General features: G+C 65.6%; 14 protein-coding genes. 9 read left to right on the plus strand and 5 right to left on the minus strand.

What is annotated here, in order from left to right; all coding sequences use genetic code 11:
• Window positions 1-118: 118 nt before the first annotated feature.
• The gene (locus B0920_RS23175) at window positions 119-367 is read left to right on the plus strand and encodes a DUF3297 family protein (RefSeq protein WP_078035061.1); all 249 of its coding nucleotides are present in this window, start codon (window positions 119-121) and stop codon (window positions 365-367) included.
• Between the two features lie 332 nt (window positions 368-699).
• On the opposite strand, the gene B0920_RS23180 is transcribed toward B0920_RS23175, so the two are convergent.
• Complete coding sequence (locus tag B0920_RS23180; protein ID WP_078035062.1) at window positions 700-3,822, minus strand: DEAD/DEAH box helicase; 3,123 nt, start codon at window positions 3,820-3,822, stop codon at window positions 700-702.
• Window positions 3,823-4,056: 234 nt separating this feature from the next.
• Here B0920_RS23180 and B0920_RS23185 point away from each other — a divergent pair, with 234 nt between their 5' ends.
• Window positions 4,057-6,420, plus strand: coding sequence for a Tex family protein (locus B0920_RS23185; protein WP_078035063.1), 2,364 nt, complete (start codon window positions 4,057-4,059; stop codon window positions 6,418-6,420).
• Between the two features lie 20 nt (window positions 6,421-6,440).
• On the plus strand, window positions 6,441-6,887 hold the full coding sequence (locus tag B0920_RS23190) for a GNAT family N-acetyltransferase (RefSeq protein ID WP_078035064.1): 447 nt from the start codon (window positions 6,441-6,443) through the stop codon (window positions 6,885-6,887).
• A gap of 3 nt (window positions 6,888-6,890) precedes the next feature.
• Here the strand turns inward: B0920_RS23190 and B0920_RS23195 are convergent, their stop codons facing one another.
• Window positions 6,891-7,169 (minus strand): hypothetical protein, encoded by a 279-nt coding sequence (locus B0920_RS23195; protein ID WP_078035065.1) that lies wholly within the window; start codon window positions 7,167-7,169, stop codon window positions 6,891-6,893.
• A 158-nt stretch (window positions 7,170-7,327) separates the two neighbouring features.
• Between B0920_RS23195 and grxD the strand changes: the two genes are divergently transcribed.
• Window positions 7,328-7,645: a Grx4 family monothiol glutaredoxin gene (grxD, locus tag B0920_RS23200; RefSeq protein ID WP_078035066.1), complete on the plus strand. Its 318-nt coding sequence runs from the start codon at window positions 7,328-7,330 to the stop codon at window positions 7,643-7,645.
• On the plus strand, window positions 7,638-8,231 hold the full coding sequence (locus B0920_RS23205; protein WP_078035067.1) for a UbiX family flavin prenyltransferase: 594 nt from the start codon (window positions 7,638-7,640) through the stop codon (window positions 8,229-8,231). Before grxD ends, B0920_RS23205 begins: the two co-directional genes overlap by 8 nt.
• Before the next feature lie 53 nt (window positions 8,232-8,284).
• Here B0920_RS23205 and B0920_RS26100 read toward each other — a convergent pair whose 3' ends face one another.
• The 3 genes from B0920_RS26100 to B0920_RS23215 form a co-directional block, all read right to left on the minus strand.
• On the minus strand, window positions 8,285-8,458 hold the full coding sequence (locus B0920_RS26100) for a hypothetical protein (protein ID WP_179119271.1): 174 nt from the start codon (window positions 8,456-8,458) through the stop codon (window positions 8,285-8,287).
• Between the two features lie 126 nt (window positions 8,459-8,584).
• The gene (locus B0920_RS23210; protein ID WP_078035068.1) at window positions 8,585-9,019 is read right to left on the minus strand and encodes a hypothetical protein; all 435 of its coding nucleotides are present in this window, start codon (window positions 9,017-9,019) and stop codon (window positions 8,585-8,587) included.
• A 273-nt stretch (window positions 9,020-9,292) separates the two neighbouring features.
• Window positions 9,293-10,345 (minus strand): MBL fold metallo-hydrolase, encoded by a 1,053-nt coding sequence (locus tag B0920_RS23215; protein WP_078035069.1) that lies wholly within the window; start codon window positions 10,343-10,345, stop codon window positions 9,293-9,295.
• A gap of 129 nt (window positions 10,346-10,474) precedes the next feature.
• Here B0920_RS23215 and B0920_RS23220 point away from each other — a divergent pair, with 129 nt between their 5' ends.
• The 4 genes from B0920_RS23220 (at window position 10,475) to B0920_RS23235 (ending at window position 15,443) form a co-directional block, all read left to right on the plus strand.
• Window positions 10,475-10,876, plus strand: coding sequence for a MerR family DNA-binding transcriptional regulator (locus tag B0920_RS23220; protein ID WP_078035070.1), 402 nt, complete (start codon window positions 10,475-10,477; stop codon window positions 10,874-10,876).
• A gap of 121 nt (window positions 10,877-10,997) precedes the next feature.
• Window positions 10,998-12,182, plus strand: coding sequence for an isovaleryl-CoA dehydrogenase (locus tag B0920_RS23225; RefSeq protein ID WP_078035071.1), 1,185 nt, complete (start codon window positions 10,998-11,000; stop codon window positions 12,180-12,182).
• Window positions 12,183-12,418: 236 nt separating this feature from the next.
• Window positions 12,419-14,251, plus strand: coding sequence for a bifunctional isocitrate dehydrogenase kinase/phosphatase (gene aceK / locus B0920_RS23230; protein WP_078035072.1), 1,833 nt, complete (start codon window positions 12,419-12,421; stop codon window positions 14,249-14,251).
• On the plus strand, window positions 14,244-15,443 hold the full coding sequence (locus tag B0920_RS23235; RefSeq protein WP_078035073.1) for an acetyl-CoA C-acyltransferase: 1,200 nt from the start codon (window positions 14,244-14,246) through the stop codon (window positions 15,441-15,443). Before aceK ends, B0920_RS23235 begins: the two co-directional genes overlap by 8 nt.
• Window positions 15,444-15,458 lie beyond the last annotated feature (15 nt).

Below are 15,458 nucleotides of genomic sequence, written 5' to 3' on the forward strand. Positions count from 1 at the left end.
TCAGTATATAGCCGGCATCCTGTATTTGCACGTATGAGCGGATGAATGGGCCGTCGCGACACGGAATACGTGAACAAATGCGCCACAAGTCGGGGAGTTGCGCGATAATTCTGCCACTATGAACGATACCGCAACCCTCCCCCCGCTCCCAGACCGGCTCTCGATCGACCCGAGCAGCCCTTTTCACAACCCGGACGTGTTCAAGCGCGAAATCGGCATCCGTTTCAACGACAAGGATCGCCATGACGTCGAGGAATACTGCCTCAGCGAAGGCTGGATCAAGGTCGCGGCCGGCCGGACGCTGGATCGCAAAGGCAAGCCGATGCTGATCAAGCTGAAGGGCAAGGTCGAGGCGTTTTACAAGTAATCCCCGGTTTAACAGGGCTGCCGTTGGCGGCCCTTTTTATTTGGTCGTGGTGTGCGGGCAAACTTGGGTTCCGGCCTTCGCCGGAACGACGGTTTTGTAGCGTGCCACTACGTTATGCGTTGACAAGTAGCGTACGCACGTCGTTCCGGCCTTCGCCGGAACGACGGTTTTATACCGTGCCACTACGTTATGCGTTGACAAGCAGCGTACGCACGTCGTTCCGGCGCAGGCCGGAACCCAAGTTTCCCCGCACACCGCCAACGCGTCCTCGCACCGCAAGCACAAACAAAAATGGCGGGCATCGCCCGCCATCTTCACCAGCCCTCCACCGCTCACTCGTCCAGCGGCGCGAAGATCGCCTGCAGATCTTCCTGCGTCAGCGCCATCTTCTGCGACTCGCCTTCCGACAGGATCGACTGCGCCAGCTCCGACTTCTTCTGCTGCAGCAGCTGGATCTTCTCTTCCAGCGTGCCCTTGGCGATCAGCTTGTACACGAACACCGGCTTGTCCTGCCCGATGCGCCAGGCGCGGTCGGTGGCCTGGTTCTCCGCCGCCGGGTTCCACCACGGGTCGTAGTGGATCACGGTGTCGGCCGCGGTCAGGTTCAGGCCCACGCCGCCGGCCTTCAGGCTGATCAGGAAGATCGGCACCGCGCCCTGCTGGAAGGCGGCCACCTGGGCCGAACGGTCGCGCGTCTCGCCGGTCAGGATGGCGTAGGGAATGTCGCGCGCGTCCAGCTCTTCCTCGATCAGGCCCAGCATGCTGGTGAACTGCGAGAACACCAGAATCTTGCGGCCTTCCTGCAGCAGGTCTTCGACCATCTGCATCAGGTCGAGCAGCTTGGCCGACACCGCCGCCGTGTTCTTCTTGGCCGGCATCGCCTTCACCAGGCGCGGGTCGCAGCAGACCTGGCGCAGCTTGAGCAAGGCCTCGAGGATGACGATCTGGCTGCGCGCCACGCCCTTCTTGTCGATCTCCTCGCGCACCTTCTTGTCCATCGCCAGGCGCACGGTCTCGTACAGGTCGCGCTGGGGGCCGGACAGCTCGATGCGGCGCACCATCTCGGTCTTCTCCGGCAGCTCCTTGGCCACGTGGTCCTTGGTCCGGCGCAGCAGGAAAGGACGGATGCGGCGGTTCAGCAGGGTGCGGCGCACCGGGTCGTCCTGGCGCTCGATCGGATGGCGGAACTGGGTGTTGAAGCTCTTCTCGTCCCCCAGCAGGCCAGGCAGCAGGAAGTGGAACTGCGACCACAGCTCGCCCAGGTGGTTCTCGAGCGGGGTGCCCGACAGGCAGAGGCGGTGGCGCGCGTTGAGCGAGCCGGCCGTCTGCGCCGCCTTCGAGCGGGTGTTCTTGATGTAGTGCGATTCGTCCAGGATCACCAGGTGATAGTGGTGCTCGCGCAGCTTTTCCTCGTCGCGCGGGAGCAGCGCATAGGTGGTCAGCACCAGGTCGGCCCCGTCGATCTGGTCGAACAGGTCGACCCGCTCCTTGCCCTGCAGGAGCAGCACCTTGAGGCTGGGCGCGAAGCGCGCGGCTTCGTCCTGCCAGTTGGTCATCAGGCTGGTCGGGGCGATCACCAGGGCGGGGCTGGTCAGGCGTCCGGCCTCCTTCTCGGTGAGGATGTGGGCCAGGGTCTGGACCGTCTTGCCCAGGCCCATGTCGTCGGCCAGGATGCCGCCCAGGTCGTACTCGCGCAGGAACTGCATCCAGGACAGGCCATCGAGCTGGTAGTCGCGCAGGGTCGCCTGCAGGCCGGCGGGCGCAGCCACCTTCTTGACGGAGCCGAACTGGGCCAGCTTGCGGCCGGTCTCGCGCAGCTGCTCGCCGCCGGTCCAGCGCAGCTCCAGGCCGCGCGCCAGTTCTTCCAGGCGCGCCGCGTCCAGGGTCGAGAGGCGCACGCGGTTCTTGATCTTGTCGTTGAAATACAGCTCGCCCAGGGTGGCCAGGATGGGCTTGACGCGTGCCCAGGGCAGGGCCACGCGCACGCCGTCGGGCAGCACGGCCAGCATCTGGTCGGATTCGCCGTGGGCCGCCAGCACCGCCGGGTCGAAATCGGCCGGGGCGCTGCGGATCAGCTGCACCAGCACCGGCAGCAGCGGCACCGGCTTGCGGTTGACCACGATGCCCAGCTCCAGCTCGAACCAGGCCTTGCCGGCTTCCTCGGGCTCGTCGATCTCGGCATACCAGTCTTCGACCGGCACCACGTCGTAGCGGTACTTGGCCGACTTCTGCACGTGCCAGCCGGCGTCGGACAGCGCGTCGAGGTCGCCCTCGGCGAAGCGCAGCCAGTGGGCCTGGCTGTCCAGCTGCAGGGCGCCGGCCATGGCGTTGAAGGGCGCGCTGGCGGGCTTGCGGAAGCCCAGTTCGTTCAATTTCGCGAGCGCGGCGCTTTCGGCCTTGGGGTCGCGTTCGATGATCTCGGTGAGGTCGCCGATCTGGCGCACCACGCGCTGCGAAGGGTCGAACGAGACGCGCTGGCCGTCGTAGTCATAGGCCAGCACGGCGAAGTCGTGCCAGCGCTGGGCGCCGTTGTCGGCCAGTTGCACCGCGTCGAGCAGCAGGTGCGGGATCGGCTTGACGTCGTTGCGCAGGCGCTGGGTGAGCGGCTGCGGCAGCGGCATCAGCTGCTGCAGGCCGTGCGCCAGCAGCAGCTGCGAGACGCGCTTCTTGTCGTTGCCGGCCAGCGCCGGGGCCTGGGCCACCAGGGCCTGGAGCTCGGCCAGCGAGATGTCGACGCCGCCGCGATTGAGGTCCAGCGGCCCGCAGGACAGGTTGTCGATATACCACGGCGGGTCGGTCGGCAGCATGTAGTCGATCTGGTCGGCCGCGCTGTGGGTGGCGCCCTTGGCCGGCTCCACCGACCAGCCCAGCTTGGCGAAGCGGCCTTCGTCGCGCCACGCCAGGTTGGCCTTGCGCACCGGGCCGGCCTGCAGCGGGTAGACCAGGCCATTGGCCATGTCGGACCAGGAGTTCGCCCACAGCAGCTTTCCCTGCTCCAGCAGCATCTGCAGCAGGATGGCGCCGACCTTGCCCTTCGGTTCGGTGGCGCTGGTGCCCTGGGAGGAGCCGCTGCGCATGGCGATGAAGAAGCGCACCAGGTCGACGTCGTCGCCCTCGAGGTAGGCCGGCGGCGCCGACAGCAGCGAGAACACCTCGCTCACCGGGCTGGCCGCGGCCACGTCGCCGTTCGGGCGCAGGCGCGCCTTGCACAGGCAGACGGCCACGTGGCGCCCGCCGCTGGTCGGAGCCATCACGTAGACGAATTTGTATTGCGCGGCCTTGGGATCGGGGACCTCTTCGGTCAGCTTGGGCTGCGGATGCGCAGCCGCTTCGACCCGTTGCAGCCAGCTCACCACCGGCGCGGGCAGGGCGGGAGCGCGTGCGGGGGCGCGGGCGGGTGCTGCGTCGCCAGCGTTCTCGCGGGGGTGATCGACGGCGTGATCGGCTGTGTGCATGGGTCTCGTGATGTACGTATCAAAAACGACAATAAGCTGCATTATCCGTCATACGAACGCTTCCGTTTTGTTCGGAATCGCACGTAGCGGCCAATTCTCATTCATGCGGCATCGGCGTGTGAAAAACGCGGACGCATAACCGGTTGTTCTCTCATGTTCGGCAGGCGCTGTCAAGACTGGCGTATCGTTCGCGTTTGCGTATCATTGACCGCTTGACTTTGAAGTTTCACTCCCATGCTGCCATCCATCGAACAACGCCTCGCCCTCGAACTCTCCGCCAAGCCCGCCCAGGTGGCGGCCGCCGTCGCCCTGCTCGACGAAGGCGCCACCGTGCCCTTCATCGCGCGCTACCGCAAGGAGGCCACCGGGGGCCTGGACGACGTCCAGCTCCGCCTTCTGGAAGAGCGCCTGCGCTACCTGCGCGAGCTCGAAGAGCGGCGCGCCGCGATCATCGCCTCGGTCACCGAGCAGAACAAGATGACCCCGGAGCTGCTGGACGCCCTCGCCCACGCCGAGGACAAGACCCGCCTTGAAGACCTCTACCTGCCCTACAAGCAGAAACGCCGCACCAAGGCCCAGATCGCGATCGAGGCCGGCCTGGCCCCGCTGGCCGAGACCCTGCTGGCCGATCCGTCCCAGGACCCGGAAGCCGTGGCCGCGAGCTACCTGCGCGAGGCCTTCACCAATGCCGACGGCGGCGCCAACCCGGGCGTGCCGGACACCAAGGCGGCCCTGGACGGCGCGCGCCAGATCCTGATGGAGCGCTTCGCCGAGGACGCCGAACTGCTGCAGTCGCTGCGCGAATACGTGCAGGAGCACGGGGTGGTGGAATCGAAGGTGGTGGCGGGCAAGGAGGACGAAGGCGAGAAGTTCGCCGACTACTTCGATTATTCGGAGCCCCTGGCGAGCGTGCCCTCGCACCGCGCGCTGGCCCTGATGCGCGGCCGCCGCGAAGGCGTGCTGGACGTGAACCTGCGCCTGGATACGGAACCGGAAAAACCCAAGTGGGACGCGCCCCACAACCCCTGCGAGGGCCGGATCGCGGCGCGCTTCGGCATCAAGGCCGCCGGCCGCCCGGCCGACAAGTGGCTGCTCGACACCGCGCGCTGGACCTGGCGCGTGAAGAGCTTCATGCACCTCGAAACGGAACTCATGGGCGCCCTGCGCGAGAAGGCGGAGCTGGACGCGATCCAGGTCTTCGCGCGCAACCTCAAGTCGCTGCTGCTGGCCGCGCCGGCCGGTCCGCGCGCCACCATGGGCCTGGACCCGGGCCTGCGCACCGGCGTCAAGGTGGCCGTGGTCGACGCCACCGGCAAGGTGGTCGACACCGCCACCGTCTACCCGCACCAGCCGCGCAACGACTGGGACGGCGCCCTGCACGTGCTGGGCCAGCTCGCCGCGAAGCACAATGTGTCCCTGATCTCGATCGGCAACGGCACCGCCTCGCGCGAGACCGACAAGCTGGCCCTGGACCTCATCAAACAGAATCCTGAGCTCAAGCTCCAGAAGATCGTGGTGTCGGAAGCCGGCGCCTCGGTGTACTCGGCCTCGGAATTCGCCTCGCGCGAGCTGCCCGAGCTCGACGTCTCGCTGCGCGGCGCGGTCTCGATCGCGCGCCGCCTGCAGGACCCGCTGGCGGAACTGGTCAAGATCGATCCGAAATCGATCGGCGTCGGCCAGTACCAGCACGACGTGTCCCAGACCCAGCTCGCGCGCTCGCTCGACGCCGTCGTCGAGGACTGCGTGAACGCGGTCGGGGTGGACGTGAACACGGCCTCGGCCCCGCTGCTGGCGCGCGTCTCGGGCCTGTCCTCGAGCGTGGCGCAGAGCATCGTGTCCTACCGCGACATGAAGGGCGCTTTTGCCTCGCGCGCGACCCTGAAGCAGGTGCCGCGCCTGGGCGAGAAGACCTTCGAGCAGGCGGCCGGCTTCCTGCGCGTCATGAACGGCGAGAACCCGCTGGACGCCTCGGCCGTGCACCCGGAATCCTATCCCGTGGTCGAGAAGATCCTGGCCGACATCAAGCGCGACATGAAGACCGTGATCGGCGACAGCGCCCTGATCAGGAACCTGAACCCGGCCAAGTACGCGGACGAGAAGTTCGGCGTGCCGACCGTGACCGACATCCTGAAGGAGCTGGAAAAGCCGGGACGCGACCCGCGTCCGGAATTCACCACCGCCACCTTCAAGGAAGGCGTGGAAGAGCTCTCCGACCTGCGCCCGGACATGATCCTGGAAGGCGTGGTGACCAACGTGGCGGCCTTCGGCGCCTTCGTCGACATCGGCGTGCACCAGGACGGCCTGGTGCACATCTCGGCCCTGTCGAACACCTTCGTGAAGGATCCGCACACGGTGGTCAAGGCCGGCCAGGTGGTCAAGGTCAAGGTGCTGGAAGTGGACGTCAAGCGCAAGCGCATCGCGCTCACCATGCGCCTGAACGACAGCGCGCCGGCAGCTGGTTCGCGTCCGGAACAGCGCGGCGACCGCGTCGACGGCAAGCGCCTGGCCGAACACCAGCACCAGCGCCAGCGCCAGGAACGCGCGGCCCCGCCGTCCAACAATGCGATGGCGGCGGCCTTCGCCAAACTCCGCAAATAGCGGCACGCAGGGAGGCTCTCATGATCACCCTCGGCAACGCAGACCCCGACAGCCCTGAAGCCCAGGTCCTGCTTGCCGAGCTGGGCGCGACGCTGAGCGCCATCACCGGCGACAGCGGGGCCGCCTCCTTCGACCCGGCCGAGGTGCGCGGCCCGCGCTCGGTGTTCCTGCTGGCGCGCGACGCGCAAGGGGTGGCGGTGGGCTGCGGCGCGCTGCGGCCGATCCGCGACGACGTGGCGGAACTCAAGCGCATGTATGCGCGCCCGGGCAGTGGCGCGGGCAAGCACATCCTCGCCGCGCTCGAATGGCATGCGGTGATCTTCGGTTATGGTGAGATCTGGCTGTCGACCCGGCGCATCAACCGGCGCGCCATGGACTTCTACCGGCGCAACGGCTACGTGCCGGTGCCGGCCTACGGGAAATACGTGGGCAGCCAGGTCTCGGCCTGCCTCGGCCGCTGGCTGTGATGCTTACTTGATCGCGATCCCGACCAGGTAGACCGCCATGCAGGCGAAGCCGGCCTGGAGCATGCGCTTTTGCGGCATGGCCGGCATCCCGGTCTTCTTGACGTGGATGGCGTCGCGCACCAGCAGCACCGCGTAGACGATGGGCGCGATGCCCGACAGGATGGCGCCGATGCTGCCGTAGCGGAAGCCGCCGATCAGGTTGAGCGCGCCGGGCACGGCGAGCAGGGCGGCGATCAGGAGGTTGGCGACCGGCGAAGGGACGCGCTTGCGGGGTTCTTGCATCGGGGATTCCGGGGAGCTGTCAAAACCGCACGATCATACCCCAAGCCGTCCCCCACCGCCGCATGCCGTAAAGCCCCTGTCGCGGGGGCCCTGCGCCCGCCGGTGCGAATTCTTATAAAATGTCGCCATCCAACCCATTACCACCAAAGGCAGACCAAATGAGCGACGTACAAACCTGGATCAAAGAGACCGTGACCAATACCCCGGTCGTGCTGTTCATGAAGGGCACCGCCCAGTTCCCGCAGTGCGGCTTCTCGGGCCGCGCGATCCAGATCCTGAAGGCTTGCGGCGTTGACAACATCGCCACCGTCAATGTGCTGGAAGACGCGGAAGTCCGCCAGGGCATCAAGGATTACTCGAACTGGCCGACCATCCCCCAGCTGTACGTGAACGGCGAGTTCGTCGGCGGCTCGGACATCATGACCGAGATGTACGAATCGGGCGAACTGCAGGCCCTGCTGCAAAAGAATGGCTGATCGTCCGCGCCGATTCGTCGTCGCCATCACCGGCGCGACCGGCGCGGCCTACGGCGTCCAGCTGCTCAAGCGCCTGGGCGCCGCTCCCGGCGTCGAGACCCACCTGGTGGTGTCCGACGCCGCCTCCCTCACCCTGCACCAGGAGCTCGGCCTGCAGCGCCGCGACGTGGAAGCCCTGGCGCACGTGGTGCACCGCAACCGCGACATCGGCGCCTCGATCGCCAGCGGGTCCTTCCAGACCGACGGGATGGTGATCGCGCCCTGCTCCATGAAGACCCTGGCGGCGGTGGCGCATGGCTTGTCCGACAACCTGGTGACGCGCGCGGCCGACGTGATCCTGAAGGAACGCCGGCGCCTGATCCTGATGGTGCGCGAAACGCCCTTCAACCTGGCCCATTTGCGCAATATGACGGCCGTGACCGAGATGGGCGGCATCGTGTTCCCGCCCCTGCCGAGTTTCTACCACCGGCCGGCGTCGATCGAGGAAATGGTCGAGCACACGGTCGACCGGGTCGTGGATCTGCTTGGGCTGGAGAATGCCCAGGCCGCCCGCTGGGGCGGCATGAAAGCGGCGCCGGACGCCTAGCGGCGCGCTGGCACGGCGCAGGTGACCGGCCGGGGCTGGCTGCCCCGGGACGCTCAGCGTTTTTCTTCGAACAGGTTGTCGTCGGCCTTCTTGAGCTCGCGTGCTTCCTCGAGCATCCGCCGCCGGGCATTGCGTTCTCGCATGACCTCGGCATGGCGCGCCGCCGTCATCGGCGGGGCGGTCATCAAATCTTTGAGCTGGGCGGTGTTGGCGTAATTGTTTCGCATGCGGCAGCTGCTCCTTGATGTGACCGGTGGCGGCGAACCGCTACCACCGGAACAGATTATGAACCAGTCTCGCCTGTTTGTGCGGACGCGGTGTCAAAAAGTGCAGTGCGACAACTTCAGCCGGATTTATTTGGCTTCGGCGTGCTTGGCGTCCGCCTTCTGGTGATTCATGCGCACGAGCATGCGGATGAATTCGCGCGCCAGCTGGCGGTGGTGCTCGTCCAGGCGCTGCAGGTCGGCGATCAGCTTGACGTCGGCCGATTCGAAACGCGCCGCCGGGCTGCCGCCCGACTCGGTGCTGGCCGCGTGCTCGCTGCCGCCGAAGCGCAGCCAGTCGGCGGGCACGCCCAGCCACTGGGCGATCATGCGCAGTTTTTCCTGGGTCGGAATGGCTTCGCCCACCAGCCATTTGCGGGCGGCGTGGACCGTGATCGGCCGTCCCTCGAAGCGGATATTAAATTCCCGCGCCAGACGGGTTGGGCTGTCGGGCGAGTAGTGAGCGTTCTTGAGGGCCTGCTGCAGTCGCTCGCTGAAGCTCTCCCGTTCATTCGTTGAATTCATTTATCAAACTACTTATGTGTGGCGTGAGCGGACGGCCGGCTTCTTACGGATGAGAAGCCTCGGAACAATCATACATCCAAAATGTAACAAAGATGTGATTTTTTAAGAGTTTTTTCAAGTGCACAAGTAATTACGTGGGGCAACTAGCAAGAGGATATTCCTCCCATAAAAATCAGCCTAACGAAGATATCTCCTTGGCACACTCCATTTTGCAGCTTGTTACATAGGATGGTTCTACTATGAAACTACAATACAACTGATTACATATTCTTGTCATCTTACGCGGAAACGGAGCACGCCATCCTCACTGTTGACGCGAAGCAAGACACTATCTTTCCACAATTTATGAAGATGCGCCAGCGCTTCGCCTAAAGCGAAGCTCAGCTGGTGGGCATCGAGCTGGCGCCGGAACATCAGCGGCACGATGTCCATGGCCGATTTCGGCTCGGCGCAGGCCGCGACCACCTCGGCCAGGCGGGCCGCATGGTGCTCGCGCAACTGGCGAATGCGGGTGTGCAGGCCGCGGAAGGGCTTGCCGTGGGCGGGCAGGACCAGCACGTCCTCGGGCAGGCCGGAGAATTTATCCAGCGAATCCAGGTAGAGCTGGAGCGGATTGCCTTCCGGCTCCACCGCGAACACCGAGACATTGGTCGAGATGCGCGGCAGGACCATGTCACCGGAGATCAATATATTGAGTTCCTCCGAGTACAGGGACGCATGTTCCGGCGAATGGCCGAAGCCGGTGATCACCCGCCACTGCCTGCCGCCGATGTCCACCCGTTGGCCATCCTGCAGGCGGGTATAGGCTTCGGGCACGGCCGGGACCAGGGACGGATAGTAATTGCGGCGGCTGCGCATCTGGTCCAGCAGCGCCGCGTCCTTCAGGCCGTGGCGCTCGAAGTGGGGAATGGCCGAGGGGCCGTCCACGCCCGGCAGCGCTGCCGCCATCATGCGGGCGAAGGCGTACTCGCCGGTGGTCGTCCAGAAAGGCGCGTCGAAGCGCGCGCAGAGCCAGCCGGACAGGCCCACGTGGTCCGGGTGGCAATGGGTGGCGAATACGCGCAGCAGCGGCGCGCCCTCCAGGCCCTCGGCCAGCACCTGTTCCCAGGCGGCGCGGGTGGCGTCGGTGCCGGCGCCGCAGTCGACCAGGCTCCAGCCCCCTCTTCCCTCCCGGGCGTCCTCGATCAGCCACAGATTGATATGGTCGAGGGCGAAAGGCAGGGGCATGCGCGCCCAGCGCAGCCCGGGCGCCACCGTGTGCAGGCTGCCGGAAACGGGGATGGTGTCGCCAAAAGGATAGGCGAGCTGCAATTCGAGGGGATTCATGGAAATCTTTCGTGATCGTGGCAGGCGGGCGCGCTACAATGTGCTTGACGTTGACGTAAACGGAAAACATCAGCTGCGTCTGATTTTAAGCGATTCAGAGTTTTGCCACTTTTTTAGCCACCGAACACCATGGCCACCTATACCATCGCCGAACTGGCGCGTGAATTCGACATTACCGCCCGTGCGATCCGTTTCTACGAAGACCAGGGCCTGCTCAGCCCCAAGCGCGAAGGCGTGGGCGGTCGCAACCGCGTCTATACCCCGCGCGACCGCACCCGCCTCAAGCTGACCCTGCGCGGCAAGCGCCTCGGCCTGACTTTGTCCGAGATCAAGAGCATCGTCGACATGTACGAGTCGCCGAAAGACACGGTGGCCCAGATCAACCGTTTCCTGGGCGTGCTGGCCCAACAGCGACTTACTCTTGAGCAACAGCGCGCCGACATCGAGATGGCGCTCGAAGAAATCTCGGCCCATGAAGAGGAATGCCGCCGCCTGCTGGCCGAGAACGAGCCCAGCAAGAACGCGGCCTGAGTCGGCCACCGGGACGCCGCCGCGTCCCCTTTTTTCGGGTTTTAGTTGACGTTTACGTTAACGTCACAAGTGAGTATCATGCAGGCTATCCTGCTCAACCACCGTTCACCGTGAGGACGACATGCTGCATCTCCCAGGCTTGACCTTTGATCATGGCGAGGACATCGCCGCGCTGCGCGAAGCAGTCCAACAGTTCGCCGAGGCCGAAATCGCCCCGCGCGCCGCCGAGATCGACCGCACCGACCAGTTCCCGATGGACTTGTGGAAGAAGATGGGCGAACTGGGCCTGCTGGGCATCACGGTGAGCGAGGAATACGGCGGCGCCGACATGGGCTACCTGGCCCACATCGTGGCCATGGAAGAGATTTCGCGCGCCTCGGCCTCGGTCGGCCTGTCCTACGGCGCCCACTCGAACCTGTGCGTCAACCAGATCAAGCGCAACGGCAACGAGGAACAGAAGCGCAAGTACCTGCCCAAGCTGATCTCGGGCGAGCACGTGGGCGCCCTGGCGATGTCCGAGCCGAACGCCGGTTCCGACGTGGTCAGCATGAAGCTGCGCGCCGACCTGAAGGGCGACCGCTACGTGCTGAACGGCACCAAGATGTGGATCACCAACGGCCCGGACGCCGACACCCTGGTGGTCTACGCCAAGACCGACCTCGAGGCCGGCCCGCGCGGCATGACCGCCTTCCTGATCGAGAAGGGCTTCAAGGGCTTCTCGATCGCCCAGAAGCTGGACAAGCTGGGCATGCGCGGCTCGCACACCGGCGAACTGGTGTTCCAGGACTGCGAAGTGCCGGTCGAGAACGTGCTGGGCGGCGTGGGCAAGGGCGTGAACGTGCTGATGTCGGGCCTGGACTTCGAGCGCACCGTGCTGTCGGGCGGTCCGCTGGGCATCATGTCGGCCTGCATGGACGTGGTGGTGCCCTACATCCACGAGCGCAAGCAGTTCGGCCAGGCGATCGGCGAATTCCAGCTGATGCAGGGCAAGATCGCGGACATGTATTCGACCATGATGGCTTGCCGCGCCTATGTGTACGCCGTGGGCCAGGCCTGCGACCGCGCCACTTCGCCGGAACAGGTCCGCGCCCTGCGCAAGGACGCCGCCGGCGCCATCCTGTACAGCGCCGAGAAGGCGACCTGGATGGCGGGCGAGGCGATCCAGACCCTGGGCGGCAACGGCTACATCAACGAGTACCCGGTGGGCCGCCTGTGGCGCGACGCCAAGCTGTACGAGATCGGCGCGGGCACCAGCGAGATCCGCCGCATGCTGATCGGGCGCGAGCTGTTTGGCGAGACGATGTAATGCGCGTCTTGAGGTCAACTCTTGATACATTGTTGACCTCACGACCGTCATTCCGGCGAAGGCCGGAATCCAAGTTTGCCGGCATGCCGACAACAGTCAACCTTAGTGGTATGCGAGAAACTTGGATTCCGGCCTGCGCCGGAATGACGTGCCAGAGCCAACACTGCCACAAGGTTTACGCCCCGCACCACCGGTCTTGGAATGTCCGCACCCCGTCCTGACGCGCGAGACGAACGATGACACAAGCGTTCCCCAAACTGCTGTCTTCCCAGATCGCATTCGACATCGCGCGCACCATTCTGGACGGCTTCGACAAGCACTACCGCCTGTTCCGCCAGGCCAGCCAGCAGGCCAGGCGCCTGTTCGAGCGCGCCGACTGGCCCGCGGCCCAGCAGGCCGCGCGCGAGCGCATCGACTACTACGACCGCCGGGTCCAGGAATGCGTCCACGCCCTCGAGGACGAATACGCGCCCGAGGACCTGCTGGGCGGCGTGTGGCGCGAGATCAAGCTGCACTACATCGGCCTGCTCTCCGGCCACAAGCAGCCGGAACTGGCGGAAACCTTATTCAACTCGGTTTCCTGCCAGATCCTGCACCGCAGCTACTACCACAACGATTACATCTTCGTGCGCCCCGTGGTCTCGACCGAATACATCGACACCGAGGAACCCCAGCCCACCTACCGCGTCTACTACCCCGCAGCCGACGGCCTGCGCGGCGCGCTCGCGCGCATCGTCACCAACTTCCAGCTCGCCCCGCCCTTCGCCGACCTCGAGCGCGACGTGCAGCTGGTCGAAGCGCGCCTGAACGCGGCCTTCGGCCTGGACCAGCCCGAGCCGAACCAGCAGCTGCAGGTCCTGTCCAGCCTGTTCTTCCGCAACAAGGGCGCCTACGTCGTCGGCCGCGCCATCAACGGCGCGCGCGACTACCCCTTCGTGATCCCGGTGCTGCACGGCGAGCAAGGCCGGCTGGTGCTGGACACCGTGCTCACCGACGCCGAACAGATCGTGATCCTGTTCTCGTTCACGCGCGCCTATTTTTTGGTCGACATGGAAGTGCCCTCGGCCTATGTGCAGTTCCTGCGCAGCCTGATGCCGCGCAAGCCGCGCAGCGAGATCTACACCCTCCTAGGCCTGCAAAAACAGGGCAAGACCCTGTTCTACCGCGACTTCCTGCAGCACCTGAAGCACAGCTCGGACGCCTTCCGCATCGCGCCCGGCATCCGCGGCCTGGTGATGCTGGTGTTCGAGCTGCCGTCCTTTCCCTATGTGTTCAAGGTGATCAAGGATTTCTTCCCGCCGCCCAAGGAAACCACGCGCGCCCTGGTGAAGGAAAAATACCTGCTGGTGAAGCACCACGACCGCGTCGGCCGCATGGCCGACACCCTGGAATACTCGGACGTGGCCTTCCCGCTGGCGCGCTTTTCCGAGGAATTGCTGGCCGAACTCAGGCAGCATGCGCCCTCGCTGGTCGAGATCGAGGGCGAACGCATCGTCATCCGCCACCTCTACATCGAGCGCCGCATGGTGCCGCTCAACCTCTACCTCGGCGAGGCCGAACGCCAGGGCCGGCAAGACCTGGTCGAGCATGGCATTATCGAGTACGGCAATGCGATCAAGGACCTGGTGGCCGCCAATATCTTCCCTGGCGACATGCTGTACAAGAACTTCGGCGTGACCCGCCACGGCCGGGTGGTGTTCTACGATTACGACGAAATCGAATACCTGACCGACTGCAACTTCCGCGACATCCCTGCCGCGCGCAACGAGGAGGACGAGATGGCTTCGGAACCCTGGTACCCGATCGGCAAGCATGACGTTTTTCCGGAACAGTTCGAGCGTTTCCTCCTTGGAAATCCGAACATCCGCCGTTATTTTATGCAGCACCACGCGGATCTCTTGACCCGCGACTACTGGCAATCCCACAAGGATCGCATCCTGGAGGGCGTCGTCGCCGACGTCTTCCCTTACCCCCAGCAGATCCGTTTCTGCAAGCAGACGAACCCCACCGTGGCGCCGCACCCTACCCCTGTTGCGCCACCCAATTTGGAGAACCTACACAATGAATGATCCAGTCGTTATCGTTGGCGCCGCCCGCACCCCGATGGGCGCCTTCCAGGGTGATTTTTCCTCGAAGTCGGCGAGCGACCTCGGCGCGGTGGCGATCAAGGCCGCGGTGGAGCGCGCCGGCGTGACGCCGGATGCGGTCGAACACGTCTACTTCGGCAACTGCCTGATGGCCGGCCAGGGCCAGGCCCCGGCGCGCCAGGCGCTGATCAAGGCCGGCCTGCCGCTGTCGACCGGCGCCGTGACCCTGTCCAAGATGTGCGGCTCGGCCATGCAGGCCGCGATCTTCGCCCATGACCAGCTGGTGGCCGGCAGCGCCGACATCGTGGTCGCCGGCGGCATGGAATCGATGACCAACGCGCCCTACCTGATCCCGAAGGCGCGCGGCGGCTACCGCATCGGCCACGCGCCGATGTTCGACCACATGATGTACGACGGCCTGGAAGACGCCTACTCGCGCAACGAGAAGACCGGCGAAGGCCGCTCCATGGGCACCTTCGCCGAGGAGTGCGTGGCCACCTACCAGTTCTCGCGTGAAGACCAGGACGCGTTCGCGATCGAATCGGTCAAGCGCGCCCAGGCCGCCACCAGCGAAGGCTGGTTCAACTGGGAAGTCGCCCCGGTCAGCGTCGCCACCCGCACTGGCGAACTGGTGGTCGAGAAGGACGAAGGCCCGCTCAAGGCCAAGGTCGATAAGATCCCCTCGCTCAAGCCCGCCTTCAAGAAGGACGGCACCGTGACCGCCGCTTCGTCGTCCTCGATCAACGACGGCGCCGCCGCCCTGGTGATGATGCGCGAATCGAAGGCGAAGGAGCTGGGCCTCACCCCGATCGCGCGCGTGCTGGGCCACGCCACCCACGCCCAGGAACCGAACCTGTTCACCACCGCCCCGATCGGCGCGATGCAGAAGCTGTTCAAGAAGACCGGCTGGAAGGCCGCCGACGTCGACCTGTTCGAGATCAACGAAGCCTTCGCCGCGGTGCCGATGGCCGCCATGCGCGATCTCGACATCCCGCACAACAAGGTCAACGTCCACGGCGGCGCCTGCGCCCTGGGCCACCCGATCGGCGCCTCGGGCGCGCGCATCATCGTCACCCTGCTGGGCGCGCTCAAGCGCACCGGCGGCAAGCGCGGCGTGGCCTCGCTGTGCATCGGCGGCGGCGAAGCGACCGCGATGGCGATCGAGCTGGTGTAAGCTCGCGGGGCGGAC

The organism is Massilia sp. KIM (assembly GCF_002007115.1).
Classification (GTDB): Bacteria; Pseudomonadota; Gammaproteobacteria; order Burkholderiales; family Burkholderiaceae_D; genus Telluria.

Bases quoted from the DNA above. Each gene is read 5' to 3' on its own strand.
- B0920_RS23175 (WP_078035061.1), top strand. From the start codon at position 119: ATGAACGATACCGCAACCCTCCCCCCGCTCCCAGACCGGCTCTCGATC.
- B0920_RS23180 (WP_078035062.1), bottom strand. From the start codon at position 3,822: ATGCACACAGCCGATCACGCCGTCGATCACCCCCGCGAGAACGCTGGC.
- B0920_RS23185 (WP_078035063.1), top strand. From the start codon at position 4,057: ATGCTGCCATCCATCGAACAACGCCTCGCCCTCGAACTCTCCGCCAAG.
- B0920_RS23190 (WP_078035064.1), top strand. From the start codon at position 6,441: ATGATCACCCTCGGCAACGCAGACCCCGACAGCCCTGAAGCCCAGGTC.
- B0920_RS23195 (WP_078035065.1), bottom strand. From the start codon at position 7,169: ATGCAAGAACCCCGCAAGCGCGTCCCTTCGCCGGTCGCCAACCTCCTG.
- grxD (WP_078035066.1), top strand. From the start codon at position 7,328: ATGAGCGACGTACAAACCTGGATCAAAGAGACCGTGACCAATACCCCG.
- B0920_RS23205 (WP_078035067.1), top strand. From the start codon at position 7,638: ATGGCTGATCGTCCGCGCCGATTCGTCGTCGCCATCACCGGCGCGACC.
- B0920_RS26100 (WP_179119271.1), bottom strand. From the start codon at position 8,458: ATGCGAAACAATTACGCCAACACCGCCCAGCTCAAAGATTTGATGACC.
- B0920_RS23210 (WP_078035068.1), bottom strand. From the start codon at position 9,019: ATGAATTCAACGAATGAACGGGAGAGCTTCAGCGAGCGACTGCAGCAG.
- B0920_RS23215 (WP_078035069.1), bottom strand. From the start codon at position 10,345: ATGAATCCCCTCGAATTGCAGCTCGCCTATCCTTTTGGCGACACCATC.
- B0920_RS23220 (WP_078035070.1), top strand. From the start codon at position 10,475: ATGGCCACCTATACCATCGCCGAACTGGCGCGTGAATTCGACATTACC.
- B0920_RS23225 (WP_078035071.1), top strand. From the start codon at position 10,998: ATGCTGCATCTCCCAGGCTTGACCTTTGATCATGGCGAGGACATCGCC.
- aceK (WP_078035072.1), top strand. From the start codon at position 12,419: ATGACACAAGCGTTCCCCAAACTGCTGTCTTCCCAGATCGCATTCGAC.
- B0920_RS23235 (WP_078035073.1), top strand. From the start codon at position 14,244: ATGAATGATCCAGTCGTTATCGTTGGCGCCGCCCGCACCCCGATGGGC.